Here is a 15,044-nt window from a genome sequence, read left to right as displayed (position 1 = left end):
AATCACAGATAAAGGAGTTCAACGATGAAAGTATTTGCAAGTCCATCTCGTTACATTCAAGGTAAAAATGCCTTGTTTACCAATGTTAAAACCCTAAAACAACTAGGGGATAGCCCCATTTTACTGTGTGATGACGTGGTGTATGGCATCGTCGGAGAAAGATTTGAAAGCTATTTGATAGATAATGGCATGACTCCTGTTCACGTAGCCTTTAATGGCGAAGCCTCAGATAATGAAATCAGCCGCGTGGTTGCCATTGCCAAGGAAAATGGCAATGATGTTATTATTGGACTTGGTGGTGGAAAAACCATTGACAGTGCTAAGGCTATCGCTGACTTACTTGCTGTTCCGGTGATTATTGCCCCAACCATTGCTTCAACAGATGCCCCAACCTCAGCCTTATCGGTTATTTACACCGATGAAGGAGCCTTTGAAAAATACATTTTCTATTCAAAGAATCCAGATCTTGTATTGGTTGACACACAAGTGATCTGTCAGGCACCAAAACGCTTATTGGCGTCAGGGATTGCAGATGGGTTAGCAACATGGGTAGAGGCGCGTGCTGTTATGCAAAAAAATGGAGACACCATGGCAGGTGGCAATCAAACCTTGGCAGGAGTTGCCATTGCCAAAGCCTGTGAGCAGACCTTGTTTGCAGATGGCCTAAAAGCGATGGCTAGCTGTGACAGACAAGTCGTGACCCCGGCCTTGGAAAATGTCATTGAAGCCAATACACTTCTTAGTGGGCTTGGTTTTGAAAGTGCGGGTCTGGCTGCTGCACATGCCATTCACAATGGCTTTACAGCGCTGACAGGTGCTATTCATCACCTTACCCATGGTGAAAAAGTCGCCTATGGCACGTTGACCCAACTCTTCTTGGAAAATCGTTCGCGTGAAGAAATTGACCGCTACATCGACTTTTACCAAGCTATTGGCATGCCAACAACCCTCAAAGAAATGCATTTAGACACGGCTACTCAAGAGGATTTCTTAAAAATTGGCCGTCAAGCAACCATGGCAGGCGAAACCATCCATCAAATGCCATTTGTTATCAGTCCAGAAGATGTAGCAGCGGCTTTGGTTGCTGTTGATGCCTATGTTACGAGTCGATAGGCTAACCAAAAAGAGATTTCTTATTTGCCAGATAACCTCAAAAAAACAAGTCTAGGGAGTCACTTCCTAGACTTGTTTTGCTTATTGTTGGTTGGTAATAGCACTTTTAGCGGGGTCATTGTGGGCAATACGACTGGCAGCTGCTGCCGCAATGGCGCTAACAATATCATCTAAAAAGGTATGGCAGGAGTAGCCATCTTTGTGGTTGAGTTTGTCAACTATTCCCGGTTTTGTCTTGTCCAGATACCCATAATTGGTAAAACCGATAGACCCATAGAGGTTAACAATGGATAAGGCCAGGATTTCATCAATCCCATACAGCCCTTGGTCGGTTTTCAAGATACTAAGGAGTGGCTCAGACAGCTGGTTGGCTTCAGCCAATTTATCCAATTCTACCCCAGTGATAATAGCATTTTGCACTTCTCGTTTTGCAAGCACCGCCTCAACGCTCTCTAAACATTCTGCCATGGTCAAATTGGGAATATAATCATTCTGCAAAAAAAGCACCAGCTCTGCAATAGCTTCTAAAGAAACCCCTCGCTCAGCCAGTAATTGATAAGAAACTTCTCGTAATTGATGGTCAGTTGACATGTGAAACCTCCTTTTTTTCTTTATTGTAACATAAAAGATTTTAAGAAACCTCTACAACAGCTAAAGAGGGAATAGTTCTTTTTTAAGAGGTGTTGACTACTGAAATCCCCTACTTGGTAAAAGTCAAAGAAACGATAGTAAAGTAACCATCTTACCTAGGCCTAAATACAATCACCACCTCTAGGTGACACACAGCACCTATTTCAAAAATGATATTAGTATGGCAAAACAAAAAGACAACGCCTTCTTTTTTCTCCTTACTATCTCCTTTAATTTTCATATTTTTTAAAAAAACTATTGATAAACTAGTTAAGTAAGCGTATACTATGGTTAGTGAGCGAAATTAGAAAAGAGGACAAGCATATGAATCTACTTGGATCAAGACGGGTTTTTTCTAAAAAATGTCGGCTAGTAAAATTTTCAATGGTAGCTCTTGTATCAGCCACAATGGCTGTAACAACAGTCACACTTGAAAATACTGCACTGGCACGACAAACACAGGTCTCAAATGATGTTGTTCTAAATGATGGCGCAAGCAAGTACCTAAACGAAGCATTAGCTTGGACATTCAATGACAGTCCCAACTATTACAAAACCTTAGGTACTAGTCAGATCACTCCAGCACTCTTTCCTAAAGCAGGAGATATTCTCTATAGCAAATTAGATGAGTTAGGAAGGACGCGTACTGCTAGAGGTACATTGACTTATGCCAATGTTGAAGGTAGCTACGGTGTTAGACAATCTTTCGGTAAAAATCAAAACCCCGCAGGCTGGACTGGAAACCCTAATCATGTCAAATATAAAATTGAATGGTTAAATGGTCTATCTTATGTCGGAGATTTCTGGAATAGAAGTCATCTCATTGCAGATAGTCTCGGTGGAGATGCACTCAGAGTCAATGCCGTTACAGGGACACGTACCCAAAATGTAGGAGGTCGTGACCAAAAAGGCGGCATGCGCTATACCGAACAAAGAGCTCAAGAATGGTTAGAAGCAAATCGTGATGGCTATCTTTATTATGAAGCTGCTCCAATCTATAACGCAGACGAGTTGATTCCAAGAGCTGTCGTGGTATCAATGCAATCTTCTGATAATACCATCAACGAGAAAGTATTAGTTTACAACACAGCTAATGGCTACACCATTAACTACCATAACGGTACACCTACTCAGAAATAATACCAAAAGGCTAGACCTCTGCTCACTAGGCCTAGCTTTTTACATCAAAAAAAGCAATGACTATAGAAAGTAAAAATACTAGAAAAAGCAATGATTGTCGTCATTGCTTTTTATGATTTGTCAAAAAGTAAAAAGCAAATTGAAAAAATCGCCCTGGAGCTGTTGAGATAAACTACACCATTTATTAAGATACCAAATCAAAAAGCTAACACCATAAGAGCGTTAGCTTTTTAAAGAGCCTCAGGACAGTTTATGTTTAATGGCTTCTAGGTAGGTTTGAAACATATGATGGATCGTTTTGCAATTAAGTAATTGGAAGATCTCCAAGATCTGCACACACTTTTGCTCAGCCCCCTCTTTACCATTTATGAGGCCAATAATGCCATCAAAAAAAGACACACAACACCGTTCATATAAGCAATCATCATTTAGCTGATAATCTTCAATTTTTGCCAAAATCTCAGAAGCTTTATCATACTCTTGTCGCTGAATAAACAAAATCAACATATTGACAAACATCCGAATCGATTCATTCCCATAATACCTTAGGGTATTGTATTTATCGAGGTTCAAAATAACTTTTGAAAACACCATCTCAATAAAGCAAGACTCAAAAATAAACATACAATTATTAAAAAGCACAGTCTCATAGTGACTCCAAGTTTCAATATTAATAAGATAGTTTGACAAATAAGTCCGCTCTGTCAGACAGTCTTCCTCAGTAAGAGTTGCTAATAACACCTTGACCAAGGCAAAAAGGTTCTTTTCCTTTGTTGACTTACTATCTTTATAAGAATCAAGGATATGATTTAAACCTTCTATGTTTCGGCATTCAAAATAATGTTTTGCCGTATCCATATCAATAAATTCTTTGTATTGTTTAAAGTTATTACTAATAAAGAGAAACTCATCAACATTGACATTCAAGTTGTCTAAGATATAAAGTAACTTTTTCGAAGAAATGTCAAGATTATTTTTAATAAAACGATAATAGGTTTGCCTAGTGAGATAATCACCACAAACTTGTTTAATCGAAATGTTTTTTGAATGCCTAATGAATTCAACGGTTTCACCAATTTCCATATGTCAAGCCTTCCTAGTTGATGTCAAAAATACGTTACGCATGTACCTAATACGTAACAAGTTGAATGTTTCGGATGATAGTCGCTTATGATAGGTGCATAAGGTCAATAGCCAGATGCGATAGTTTTATCAACTGTCATATGTTAAACCTTTCTAATCTAATAGATGTTAAAAATACGTTACGTGTGTACCTAATACGTAACAAAATAATGGGTTAGCAAAATAAGCAGCTATGATATAGCCATAAGGTTAAAAGGAGGCGCCTACTATGTGGTTATTGTTACTATTTTTGTAGTTCCTTTTGCAAAATGGTAGTAGATAAAAATGAGAAGTCAATAAAAGCATTGACAAACAAAAGAATCATTTTGTTTATATTATCAGTATTTTTAAGTTTCTTGTCAACTGAAATGAGCATCTACTAGCCACAATAGTAACTAAAAGGCTAATTGTCAGTAAAAATGAGATAAATCAGCCAGGAAAAAGCCTACGAGTCAACTAATGGACAACCCAAAAAAAGACAAAGGACTTTCACTTGGTGTTGTGGACCCTATCACGATCCTTATCACAGAATCAGTTATTAACAAAATGAGAACGGTCCCATATCATCTAAAAAAACTGTCAAGCACAACCTATTGTTTGCTAGCTGATCTTGCCTATCAGTCTGCCTAGTAGATACGGCAGAAGATAAGAGATCAACCAAAAGATGATAAGTGCAACGACTCATAGCGTCTTTTGACCAAAACCAATTAGGCTCACATGAGATGAGAATAATTGGGTTGGGTTGTCAGTGTCAACTAACCGTGTTATTGTCTATTACCATTCATGGTATCAGCGACATCGTATGATAACCATACGATTCAGCTAAGTAAGGAGGTGTGTCCAATGTACCGTTAAAAGCAAATGCAGTAGATTAACTTATTTTGAAAGAGGTATAAAAAAAATGAATAAAAAGAAATTAGGTGTCAGATTATTAAGTCTTTTAGCATTAGGTGGATTTGTTCTTGCTAACCCAGTATTTGCCGATCAAAACTTTGCTCGTAACGAAAAAGAAGCAAAAGATAGCGCTATCACATTTATCCAAAAATCAGCAGCTATCAAAGCAGGTGCACGAAGCGCAGAAGATATTAAGCTTGACAAAGTTAACTTAGGTGGAGAACTTTCTGGCTCTAATATGTATGTTTACAATATTTCTACTGGAGGATTTGTTATCGTTTCAGGAGATAAACGTTCTCCAGAAATTCTAGGATACTCTACCAGCGGATCATTTGACGCTAACGGTAAAGAAAACATTGCTTCCTTCATGGAAAGTTATGTCGAACAAATCAAAGAAAACAAAAAATTAGACACTACTTATGCTGGTACCGCTGAGATTAAACAACCAGTTGTTAAATCTCTCCTTGATTCAAAAGGCATTCATTACAATCAAGGTAACCCTTACAACCTATTGACACCTGTTATTGAAAAAGTAAAACCAGGTGAACAATCTTTTGTAGGTCAACATGCAGCTACAGGATGTGTTGCTACTGCAACTGCTCAAATTATGAAATATCATAATTACCCTAACAAAGGGTTGAAAGACTACACTTACACACTAAGCTCAAATAACCCATATTTCAACCATCCTAAGAACTTGTTTGCAGCTATCTCTACTAGACAATACAACTGGAACAACATCTTACCTACTTATAGCGGAAGAGAATCTAACGTTCAAAAAATGGCGATTTCAGAATTGATGGCTGATGTTGGTATTTCAGTAGACATGGATTATGGTCCATCTAGTGGTTCTGCAGGTAGCTCTCGTGTTCAAAGAGCCTTGAAAGAAAACTTTGGCTACAACCAATCTGTTCACCAAATCAACCGTGGCGACTTTAGCAAACAAGATTGGGAAGCACAAATTGACAAAGAATTATCTCAAAACCAACCAGTATACTACCAAGGTGTCGGTAAAGTAGGCGGACATGCCTTTGTTATCGATGGTGCTGACGGACGTAACTTCTACCATGTTAACTGGGGTTGGGGTGGAGTCTCTGACGGCTTCTTCCGTCTTGACGCACTAAACCCTTCAGCTCTTGGTACTGGTGGCGGCGCAGGCGGCTTCAACGGTTACCAAAGTGCTGTTGTAGGCATCAAACCTTAGTATGGAAATGCATTTCGTTAGAACAGAACCTGAGGCACGCCGCATAGCTGAAACCTTTTGTGCCGAAAACACACAAACAAAAACCCCTATGCGCGTGCAGCAGTTAAGCTATCCATCAGACACAGATCACTCAGGTGGTGAGCTATACATCTATGCTTTGTCTCCTGCTGGATTTATCATCGTATCAGGAGACACCAGAGCGCACACCATTTTAGGCTATTCTTTTGATAATAACCTAGACCTCAACCATGATAATGTCAGGAGTATGATAGAAGCTTACCAAAAACAAATCAACTCTTTGGATTGATCGGTCAAAGTAGCTTTTGCCCCCTCACCACTCGTTTAAGACGACCGTGTTTCTAAAATACCACTACCTTTTAAGTTTCACGCCGACCTAAGCAAGTGTTTGTCTCATGGAGCAGACTGTTTCCATCGAAAAGTCACCCATTGATAAAGGAGGTCATCAACGCCTACTAATGATGACTTCCCTAAGATGCCAAGGTAAAGGACTGAGTTCTGTAGAGATGGGACTCAGTCCTTTTACGATTTTTGAGAGTTATTCTAGCCATACCGTGGCAAGAAAACAACACTCAAAAATAGCCAACGTCAGATTCTGTTCATACATGACTACAGCCAAACACCACAACCTAACCTATCCTAAAGACAGTGGCTTTCTAACGAACAGTCACAACGAGCAGCAACACCAAAAAGCAAGATTAAGCTACGTTTAAGACTAATGATATAAGATAACAGTAATTATTAATGAGAAAAGAGGCTCAAAAGGACATGAAACAAATGAATAAACTCATTACAGGAGTGGTAACGCTGGCGACAGTCGTGACCTTATCAGCTTGTCAATCATCACACAACAACACCAAACTCGTCTCGATGAAAGGAGACACCATCACTGTCAGTGACTTCTACAATGAGACCAAAAACACAGAACTCGCACAAAAAGCCATGTTAAGCTTGGTGATTAGCCGCGTTTTTGAGACACAATATGCCAACAAAGTCTCTGACAAAGAGGTTGAAAAAGCCTATAAACAAACCGCAGACCAATACGGTACATCCTTTAAGACAGTCCTAGCACAATCAGGCTTAACGCCAGAAACCTATAAAAAACAAATTCGCCTCACAAAATTAGTCGAATATGCCGTCAAAGAACAAGCCAAAAACGAAACCATCTCAAAAAAAGACTACCGTCAGGCCTATGACGCTTATACCCCAACCATGACCGCAGAAATCATGCAGTTTGAAAAAGAAGAGGATGCCAAAGCAGCGCTTGAAGCCGTCAAAGCTGAAGGGGCAGACTTTGCAGCTATTGCCAAAGAAAAAACCACTGCAGCCGATAAAAAAACAACCTATACGTTTGACTCAGGCGAAACAACCCTACCAGCAGAAGTAGTTAGAGCTGCATCAGGCCTCAAAGAAGGGAACAGATCAGAAATCATCACAGCGCTTGATCCAGCCACCTCAAAACGCACCTACCATATCATCAAAGTCACCAAAAAAGCAACTAAAAAAGCAGACTGGAAAGCGTACCAAAAACGCTTGAAAGACATCATCGTGACTGGCAAATTAAAAGACCCTGACTTCCAAAACAAAGTCATCGCTAAAGCTCTTGATAAAGCAAATGTCAAAATCAAAGACAAAGCATTTGCCAATATCTTAGCCCAGTTTGCAAAACCTAACCAAAAACAACCTGCCCAAAAATAGAGGGTTGCCAGTTTATTTCCCTAAGGTTGCTTAAAAAGACAGCCCTAGCCATCACTCCCCTTTTCAAAACACCGATAATGGAAACGTGTCCTATACTGATGGTCTAGGGCAATGTCATAAAGCTAAAGACTCTATCCAAATAAGGATAGAGTCTTTAATATTTAAAAACCAGTCAGCAAAAAAAATTCACGCTAAGCCTAGCTAGAATGAGGCTTAGCGTGAATGTTATCAGTGATAGTCCGTTAACATAGCTGATTGGGAGTCAGAAACTCTAACTACCCAATCTGACTATACCCCCAGTACCAGAGGTGTCTCATCGCAGAAGTAGCAATCAGATAATCGTCTGATAAGCTCTTGTCCTCAAGCAACTGATGAATATCGTCGCACGGGCCATGAGCTGCCGGTGGCTGATAGCTAGTAGGCTCATCAGCCAAAACTTTTTTGGAGTAACGCTTTGGTCTCAGACGGCGCCAGAGGGTTGAAAGAGGGGTGAGAAAAAAACGATGGGTCATCTTGGCCTCCTTATCTAATGATAGTCACCTTAACAGACAAGAGTGTCAATAATGTCATTTTAAGGAGAAAAAGATTAAAAATCAAGGTCACAAAACAATCTTTAAATAAAAATGATGACCCTATATTTATTGAGTGAGCACATTTTTTGGATGATGTATGCTTTTATCAAATAGAGGTTTTTTCATGACAATTGCTAGCATTTCGGTGTAAAATAAAGGTAATAACCAGCAAAGGAGCAACCCATGACAAAGCAAGATCAGTTAATCGTTGAAAAAATGGAACAAACCTATGAGGCCTTTAGCCCAAAGCTAGCAAATCTCATAGAAGCCCTAGATGCCTTTAAAGAGCATTATGAGGAATATGCCACACTTAGAAATTTTTACAGTAGTGACGAATGGTTTCGGCTTGCAAACCAACCTTGGGATGATATCCCGTGCGGTGTCCTATCTGAAGACCTCCTCTTTGATATGATCGGTGACCATAACCAACTACTAGCTGATATCTTAGACTTGGCCCCTATCATGTACAAGCATATGTAACCATCGCTAACGTCACAGATACTACGATGACAGGACAAAAAAAGCTAGCCAATCTCAAAAAAACAGATAAAAAACAGATAATCGTTAGAAAAACAGTAGATGCGTCTGTTAAACTAAAGGTATCAAAACAAAAGGAGCATTTCATCATGAAATTCAAAAAAGTATTAGTCATTCCTGCATTAGCATTAGCAGCAACATGCTTTTTAACAGCTTGTGGCACAAAAAAAGATTCTAAAAAAGAAGAAGTTAAAGAAATCAAAATGTCTGACATCAAAGACGACGCAGTTAGCAAAAAAACAAAAGTGGTTGATGGCGAAGAAGTTACAGAATACACCACAAAAGATGGAAACGTGATTCAGATTCCTGCAGGAAACGAAGAAGGCATGGAATCAAAAGATGCTGGTGGATCAGGCGCTCCTGCTAAAAACTAAGGGTTACAACAAAGAGCATAAGGTGACTCGCAAACGTTACGCATGACATGAGGCAGTCTGCCTAAGATGGTAACTCACTTATCATAATGCCTAAATAGCCAAACACACTAACTCGCAAATGTACAAAATCATATACCCGTGCTTATGTGAGCGAACGGTTATATGATTTTTGTTTTCCAAAAACAAGAAAAGAACGCTAAAATAGCCAGTTTGTCGTGTTTCAAGCTACCAAAAAGGAAGTGCTAAAATGAAAAAAGATCCATTATACCTGTCATCTTACTGTTGGTCATCGGATTAATCGTTGGTGTTAAGCGTCATCATGACTAGTAGGTCTTGCTAGTGACCGTTCAAAAGGGATAACGTTGGTATGGTATAACCATAAAAATCGTATAAAAAGAAAAAATAGCTATTGAGGAGAAAGTATGTTTCAGTTAAGAAAAAAAATGACGCGCAAACAATTAGCCTTGTTGAGTGCTGGAGTGTTGACCTGTGTGGTTGGTGGTAGCTACTTGATAATGAACCATCAACAACAAGAAATTGTCTCTAGTGTCAACAAAGTAAAAGCCTTAACCATAAAAGAAGCCATGGAACAAGGAAAAGATATCAGCTTGACCTTAGCTGGCGAAGTAACAGCTAACAACAGCAGCAAAGTCAAAATCGACTCAAGTAAAGGAGAAGTCAAAGAGGTCTTTGTTAAAAAAGGCGATGTTGTCAAAGTAGGACAACCCTTGTTTAGCTATGAAACGTCACAGCGGTTAACGGCTCAAAGTTCAGAATTTGATGTTCAAACCAAAGCCAATCAGCTCCAAGTTGCTAAAACCAATGCAGCATTGAAGTGGGAAACCTACAATCGCAAGGTCAATGAAATCAACACCCTAAAATCTCGCTACAACACTGCACCAGATGAGAGCTTACTAGAGCAAATTCGCAGCGCAGAAGACAGTGTATCCCAAGCACTAAGCGATGCCAAAACAGCAGATAGCGATGTCAAAACCGCTCAAATCGAACTCGATAAAGCTAATGCTACTGCCACAACGGAAAAAGGTAAACTAGAGTATGACACCGTTAAGTCAGACACCGCAGGAACCATTGTTAGTCTAAATACTGATTTGCCAAATCAATCAAAATCCAAAAAAGAAAATGAAACTTTTATGGAAATTATCGACAAATCAAAAATGTTAGTCAAAGGTAACATTAGTGAATTTGACCGTGACAAGTTAAAAATCGGTCAAAAAGTCGAAGTGATTGACCGCAAAGACAACTCTAAAAAATGGACTGGAAAAGTAACCCAAGTTGGCAACCTCAAAGCAGAGGAAAAAGGCCAAGGTCAAGGCCAAGGTGGCAATGACCAACAAGATAATCCAAACCAAGCAAAATTCCCTTATGTTATTGAACTTGACCAATCAGACAAGCAGCCACTCATTGGCTCACACACCTATGTTAATGTGCTCAACAATGTTCCAGAAGCTGGCAAGATCGTATTGAAAGAAACCTTTACAATGGCAGAAAATGGAAAAACCTATGTGTGGAAAGTTGATAAAAACAAGGTCAAAAAACAAGAAATCAAGACTAAGCCCTTCTCAAAAGGTTATGTTGAGGTAACAAGTGGCTTGACTATGCAAGATAAGATTGCTCAGCCGCTTCCTGGCATGAAAGACGGTATGGAGGTAGGAAGTATTGTTAAACCTTAAAGATATTCGAAAAAGCTATCATCTTGGAACTGAAGAATTTGCGATTTTAAAAGGAATCGATTTAGAAGTTAACGAGGGTGACTTTTTAGCCATCATGGGACCATCAGGTTCGGGAAAGTCAACATTGATGAATATCATTGGGTGTTTAGATAAGCCTGGCTCTGGCTCATATGCCATTGAAGGCAGAGACGTGTCATCCTTATCTGATAATGAACTTGCTGATTTGCGTAATCAAAAAATCGGCTTTGTTTTTCAAAATTTTAACCTGATGCCCAAGCTAACAGCTTGTCAAAATGTCGAATTACCCTTGACTTATATGAATGTTCCTAAAAAAGAGCGTCGCAAACGAGCCCTAGAGATGTTAAAGCTAGTAGGACTAGAAGAACGTAGTGAATTTAAACCGATGGAGCTATCTGGTGGGCAAAAACAGCGTGTAGCGATTGCAAGAGCTTTAGTCACTAACCCGAGTTTTATCCTTGGTGATGAGCCAACAGGTGCACTAGACACAAAAACCAGCGTCCAAATCATGGACCTATTTAAACAATTCAATGATAACGGCAAAACGATTATTATCATCACACACGAGCCTGAAGTAGCTGCCCTATGCAAAAAGACGGTGATCCTAAGAGATGGTAATATAGAACATTCCGATATAGAGTAAAGGGGGAAAATAATGGAAGATATTATTGCAGCTTTAAGCTCTATATTATCACACAAGATGCGGTCAATTTTGACAATGCTAGGGATTATTATCGGTATTGGTGCCATTATCGCAATCTTTTCAATCATCGAAGGTAATACCGAAAATACCAAAAGACAGTTGATTGGTGGCAGCAATAACACTATTAACATTGTGTTTAACAAAAAAAGTAGTATTGACCCTAAATTTCCAGACAAGTCAAATGCTAAAAAACCAGACTATCTTCCTTTTATGGCTGAAGAAGAGCTTAGCAAAATACAGCAAGTCAAAGGCGTCAAAAATGCCCTGATCTCATATGGTATTGATGACAAAGTCTACCATCTAGGCCAAAAATCATCTGCAAAGATTTCTGCCATCACAAAAAACGTAGCTGAAGTGAGACGCATGACATTTATTAAAGGCAGTGACTTTTCAGACAAAGACTTTATTGACCAAAAACAGGTGATTTACCTTGAAAAAAGCTTGTATGAGTCACTATTTCCAAAAGACGATGGCCTTGGAAAATTTGTCGAAGTGATGGGAAATCCCTTCAGGGTCATTGGGGTGTTTGAATCAAAAGAACAAAGTGGCCTCACAAGTGGGACTGAGAAAATTGCTTATATCCCGCTACATCAGTGGTATAATATTAATGGTGTAGTGGATGCGACACCTGAGATCACGATCCAGACCTATCGCGCAGATGACCTCAAACCTGTAGCAAAGCGTGTCAGTGATATGCTCAATCAAACGATCCCTAAATCAGATTATATGTTTGGTGTCATGAACCTTAAAGAATTTGAACGCCAACTAGACAACCTAAACAAATCTAATTTTGTGTTATTAGCTGGTATTGCTAGTATCTCTCTTATTGTAGGTGGTATTGGTGTGATGAACATTATGCTAGTATCAGTTACCGAAAGAACGAGAGAAATTGGGATCAAAAAAGCGCTTGGCGCTAGACGTAAGCTTATTTTAAAACAATTTTTAATTGAAGCGGTCATTCTAACCTTGCTAGGTGGTGTGATAGGGGTTATTTCAGGGATGGTATCAGGATTGATCATCACAAGATCACTCGAATATCCCTATATCCTATCCTTGTTCTCAGTTGTCTTGAGTTTAGCGTTTTGTTGTATTATAGGGATTGTCTTTGGACTATTACCAGCCATTAAAGCGTCTAAGCTAGACCCAATTGAAGCATTGCGATTTGAATAATCAACCAAACAAGCATAAAAGTCAAAAAGGATGACCCTTTGATGTCATCCTTAGCTGCTTGATACACTAAACGCCAATCTAGAAAGGGAAGTTATGTTTAAAATATTAGTAGTTGAAGATGATGATACCATCAGTCAAGTGATTTGTGAGTTTTTAAAAGCGAATAACTATGATCCAGATTGTGTATTTGATGGCCAAGCTGCCTTAGACAAGTGGCAGACAACGTCTTATGATCTGATTATTTTAGACATCATGCTCCCTTCCTTAAGTGGCTTAGAAGTGCTAAAAACAATTCGAAAGACATCAGATGTCCCTATTATTATGCTAACGGCATTAGATGACGAGTACACACAGCTTGTAAGCTTCAACCATTTGATTAGTGATTATGTGACCAAACCATTTTCACCACTCATTTTAATCAAACGTATCGAAAATGTATTACGCGTCTCTACTCCAGATGAAAAGCGCCAAATCGGAGACTTACTTGTTGATGAGACCGAACATAGCGTCTATTGGCAAGGAACATTGGTCAAACTAACCAAAAAAGAATATGACATTATTGATTATTTAGCAAAACGTCACCAAAAAATTGTCACCAGAGACCAATTGATGGATGACATATGGGGCTATTCTGAACTGGACACGCGTGTCCTTGACAACCACATCAAGAACCTTCGTAAAAAAATGACGGGTATTCCCCTCAAGACAATTACAGGCATGGGCTATTTATTGGGAGAGCGTGAGTGAGACTAATCAAAAAAACCTTTTTGGTCATCAATGGCTTAATTATTGTAGTGGTTACCTCTATTTTGTTAGTGCTTTATTTTGCAATGCCAATTTATTACACCAAAGTCAAAGACAAAGAAGTTAAGTGTGAATTTGACCAAACAAGCAAGCAAATCAAAGGCAAAACGGTAACCGAGATTAGAGATATCCTAACAAAAAAAATCAACAAAGATAATATTTGGTACAGCTTAGTAGACAGTGATAACCAACTGCTCTATCCTTCCTTGCAGCTCCTAGACGGCGTCAGTGAAAGCAAAGACAGTCAAAATGTTAATATCGTCACCACCTTTGACAACTCTTATTCTAATGTTAAGGTGATGAGTCAAAAAGTAACCCTACGCGATGGAAAAAAAATGACATTGCTTGGGCAATCTTCACTTCAACCCGTAACAGATGCTAGCAAAGTTCTCCTTGACCTCTACCCGTCACTATTGATTTTTTCAGTGACCGTAGGGAGTATTGTCGCCTACTTATATAGTAGGACTTCTAGCCGGCGTATCCTTAGCATGTCACAAACCGCCAAAAAAATGGTCAACCTAGAACCAAACTTAACGTGTACCATTCACGGCAAAGATGAAATAGCAATGTTGGCTAGTGATATTAACCGTTTGTATGCGAGTCTTTCAACGAGCATCAAATCCTTGCAAAAAGAGTATGAAAAAGCTTCTGATTCAGAAAGAGAGAAATCTGAGTTTTTACGCATGACATCGCACGAGCTAAAGACACCAATCACTAGTATTATCGGAATGATTGATGGAATGCTCTATAATGTTGGTGACTTTGCAGATCGTGACAAATATTTGCGAAAGTGCCGAGACGTCCTTGAAGGGCAAGCCCAACTGGTTCAATCCATTTTATCTTTATCTAAGATTGAAACCCTAGCTTCTCAAAATCAAGAACTGTTTTCACTAAAAAGCAGCCTAGAAGAAGAAATGGAAGTCTTTCTCGTCTTATCAGAACTAAAACACCTCAAAGTGACTATCAATCTCGAAGAACAATTCGTCAAAGCCAATAAAGTATATCTACTAAAGGCGATTAAAAATATTATTGACAATGCCTTTCACTATACCAAATCAGGCGGCCAAGTGATGATTCAACTAAAAGACAACCAACTAGTGATTAAAAATGAAGCAGAGACATTATTGACACAACAGCAGATGAAACAGTTATTCCAACCGTTTTATCGACCAGATTATAGTCGTAACAGGAAAGACGGTGGTACAGGATTGGGGCTGTTTATCACCCACCAGATTCTTGATCAGCATCATCTGGCTTATCGCTTTGTTGTTCTTGATCAAAGATGGATGGTATTTACGATTGATTTTCCATCCCATCATGACGATTGATCCATACTAGTAGGACGACAAAAGTCAT

At 39.1% G+C, this 15,044-nt stretch carries 16 protein-coding genes; 13 read left to right on the top strand and 3 right to left on the bottom strand.

The window, feature by feature from the left end; translation table 11 throughout:
• Positions 1 to 24: 24 nt before the first annotated feature.
• Complete coding sequence (locus tag B6D67_RS09395; protein ID WP_010922722.1) at positions 25 to 1,113, top strand: glycerol dehydrogenase; 1,089 nt, start codon at positions 25 to 27, stop codon at positions 1,111 to 1,113.
• An 81-nt stretch (positions 1,114 to 1,194) separates the two neighbouring features.
• Here the strand turns inward: B6D67_RS09395 and B6D67_RS09390 are convergent, their stop codons facing one another.
• On the bottom strand, positions 1,195 to 1,704 hold the full coding sequence (locus B6D67_RS09390; protein WP_009880864.1) for a phosphatidylglycerophosphatase A family protein: 510 nt from the start codon (positions 1,702 to 1,704) through the stop codon (positions 1,195 to 1,197).
• Between the two features lie 363 nt (positions 1,705 to 2,067).
• On the opposite strand from B6D67_RS09390, the gene sdaB reads away from it, so the two are divergent.
• Positions 2,068 to 2,883 (top strand): streptodornase B, encoded by an 816-nt coding sequence (gene sdaB / locus B6D67_RS09385; RefSeq protein WP_010922721.1) that lies wholly within the window; start codon positions 2,068 to 2,070, stop codon positions 2,881 to 2,883.
• Positions 2,884 to 3,123: 240 nt separating this feature from the next.
• On the opposite strand, the gene ropB is transcribed toward sdaB, so the two are convergent.
• The gene (gene ropB, locus B6D67_RS09380) at positions 3,124 to 3,966 is read right to left on the bottom strand and encodes a quorum-sensing system transcriptional regulator RopB/Rgg1 (RefSeq protein WP_002982409.1); all 843 of its coding nucleotides are present in this window, start codon (positions 3,964 to 3,966) and stop codon (positions 3,124 to 3,126) included.
• Between the two features lie 498 nt (positions 3,967 to 4,464).
• On the opposite strand from ropB, the gene B6D67_RS09370 reads away from it, so the two are divergent.
• From B6D67_RS09370 to prsA, 4 genes are all read left to right on the top strand, one after another.
• On the top strand, positions 4,465 to 4,635 hold the full coding sequence (locus tag B6D67_RS09370) for a hypothetical protein (protein ID WP_002982418.1): 171 nt from the start codon (positions 4,465 to 4,467) through the stop codon (positions 4,633 to 4,635).
• A gap of 271 nt (positions 4,636 to 4,906) precedes the next feature.
• A complete protein-coding gene (gene speB / locus B6D67_RS09365; RefSeq protein ID WP_010922720.1) occupies positions 4,907 to 6,103 on the top strand; it encodes a cysteine proteinase exotoxin SpeB in 1,197 nt (398 codons plus the stop codon).
• A 1-nt stretch (position 6,104) separates the two neighbouring features.
• Entirely contained in the window at positions 6,105 to 6,410 is a 306-nt protein-coding gene (locus B6D67_RS09360; RefSeq protein WP_002993568.1) for a Spi family protease inhibitor, read from the top strand.
• A gap of 479 nt (positions 6,411 to 6,889) precedes the next feature.
• Positions 6,890 to 7,819, top strand: coding sequence for a peptidylprolyl isomerase PrsA (gene prsA, locus B6D67_RS09350; protein ID WP_010922719.1), 930 nt, complete (start codon positions 6,890 to 6,892; stop codon positions 7,817 to 7,819).
• A gap of 275 nt (positions 7,820 to 8,094) precedes the next feature.
• On the opposite strand, the gene B6D67_RS09345 is transcribed toward prsA, so the two are convergent.
• Positions 8,095 to 8,331 (bottom strand): hypothetical protein, encoded by a 237-nt coding sequence (locus B6D67_RS09345; RefSeq protein WP_011285231.1) that lies wholly within the window; start codon positions 8,329 to 8,331, stop codon positions 8,095 to 8,097.
• A 243-nt stretch (positions 8,332 to 8,574) separates the two neighbouring features.
• On the opposite strand from B6D67_RS09345, the gene B6D67_RS09340 reads away from it, so the two are divergent.
• The 7 genes from B6D67_RS09340 (at position 8,575) to B6D67_RS09310 (ending at position 15,016) form a co-directional block, all read left to right on the top strand.
• Positions 8,575 to 8,871 (top strand): DUF4298 domain-containing protein, encoded by a 297-nt coding sequence (locus tag B6D67_RS09340; RefSeq protein ID WP_002982439.1) that lies wholly within the window; start codon positions 8,575 to 8,577, stop codon positions 8,869 to 8,871.
• 146 nt (positions 8,872 to 9,017) lie between these two features.
• The gene (locus B6D67_RS09335) at positions 9,018 to 9,302 is read left to right on the top strand and encodes a hypothetical protein (RefSeq protein WP_002982442.1); all 285 of its coding nucleotides are present in this window, start codon (positions 9,018 to 9,020) and stop codon (positions 9,300 to 9,302) included.
• 422 nt (positions 9,303 to 9,724) lie between these two features.
• Complete coding sequence (locus tag B6D67_RS09330) at positions 9,725 to 10,993, top strand: efflux RND transporter periplasmic adaptor subunit (protein WP_010922718.1); 1,269 nt, start codon at positions 9,725 to 9,727, stop codon at positions 10,991 to 10,993.
• Entirely contained in the window at positions 10,980 to 11,654 is a 675-nt protein-coding gene (locus tag B6D67_RS09325) for an ABC transporter ATP-binding protein (protein WP_002982458.1), read from the top strand. Before B6D67_RS09330 ends, B6D67_RS09325 begins: the two co-directional genes overlap by 14 nt.
• A gap of 12 nt (positions 11,655 to 11,666) precedes the next feature.
• A complete protein-coding gene (locus B6D67_RS09320; protein ID WP_002993552.1) occupies positions 11,667 to 12,884 on the top strand; it encodes an ABC transporter permease in 1,218 nt (405 codons plus the stop codon).
• Between the two features lie 93 nt (positions 12,885 to 12,977).
• Positions 12,978 to 13,631 (top strand): response regulator transcription factor, encoded by a 654-nt coding sequence (locus B6D67_RS09315; protein ID WP_002991237.1) that lies wholly within the window; start codon positions 12,978 to 12,980, stop codon positions 13,629 to 13,631.
• Positions 13,628 to 15,016 carry a sensor histidine kinase gene (locus B6D67_RS09310; RefSeq protein WP_029714102.1) on the top strand — a complete coding sequence of 463 codons (1,389 nt, stop codon included), beginning with the start codon at positions 13,628 to 13,630 and terminating at the stop codon, positions 15,014 to 15,016. Before B6D67_RS09315 ends, B6D67_RS09310 begins: the two co-directional genes overlap by 4 nt.
• The last annotated feature ends 28 nt before the right edge of the window (positions 15,017 to 15,044 follow it).

Origin of the sequence: Streptococcus pyogenes (assembly GCF_002055535.1) — a bacterium.
Lineage (GTDB): Bacteria > Bacillota > Bacilli > Lactobacillales > Streptococcaceae > Streptococcus > Streptococcus pyogenes.
The sequence above is the reverse complement of the archived record's forward strand: the minus strand, read 5'-3'. Positions and strand labels throughout refer to the sequence as shown.

Coding starts and splice junctions, on each gene's coding strand:
- B6D67_RS09395 (WP_010922722.1), top strand. CDS start 25: ATGAAAGTATTTGCAAGTCCATCTCGTTACATTCAAGGTAAAAATGCC.
- B6D67_RS09390 (WP_009880864.1), bottom strand. CDS start 1,704: ATGTCAACTGACCATCAATTACGAGAAGTTTCTTATCAATTACTGGCT.
- sdaB (WP_010922721.1), top strand. CDS start 2,068: ATGAATCTACTTGGATCAAGACGGGTTTTTTCTAAAAAATGTCGGCTA.
- ropB (WP_002982409.1), bottom strand. CDS start 3,966: ATGGAAATTGGTGAAACCGTTGAATTCATTAGGCATTCAAAAAACATT.
- B6D67_RS09370 (WP_002982418.1), top strand. CDS start 4,465: ATGGACAACCCAAAAAAAGACAAAGGACTTTCACTTGGTGTTGTGGAC.
- speB (WP_010922720.1), top strand. CDS start 4,907: ATGAATAAAAAGAAATTAGGTGTCAGATTATTAAGTCTTTTAGCATTA.
- B6D67_RS09360 (WP_002993568.1), top strand. CDS start 6,105: ATGGAAATGCATTTCGTTAGAACAGAACCTGAGGCACGCCGCATAGCT.
- prsA (WP_010922719.1), top strand. CDS start 6,890: ATGAAACAAATGAATAAACTCATTACAGGAGTGGTAACGCTGGCGACA.
- B6D67_RS09345 (WP_011285231.1), bottom strand. CDS start 8,331: ATGACCCATCGTTTTTTTCTCACCCCTCTTTCAACCCTCTGGCGCCGT.
- B6D67_RS09340 (WP_002982439.1), top strand. CDS start 8,575: ATGACAAAGCAAGATCAGTTAATCGTTGAAAAAATGGAACAAACCTAT.
- B6D67_RS09335 (WP_002982442.1), top strand. CDS start 9,018: ATGAAATTCAAAAAAGTATTAGTCATTCCTGCATTAGCATTAGCAGCA.
- B6D67_RS09330 (WP_010922718.1), top strand. CDS start 9,725: ATGTTTCAGTTAAGAAAAAAAATGACGCGCAAACAATTAGCCTTGTTG.
- B6D67_RS09320 (WP_002993552.1), top strand. CDS start 11,667: ATGGAAGATATTATTGCAGCTTTAAGCTCTATATTATCACACAAGATG.
- B6D67_RS09315 (WP_002991237.1), top strand. CDS start 12,978: ATGTTTAAAATATTAGTAGTTGAAGATGATGATACCATCAGTCAAGTG.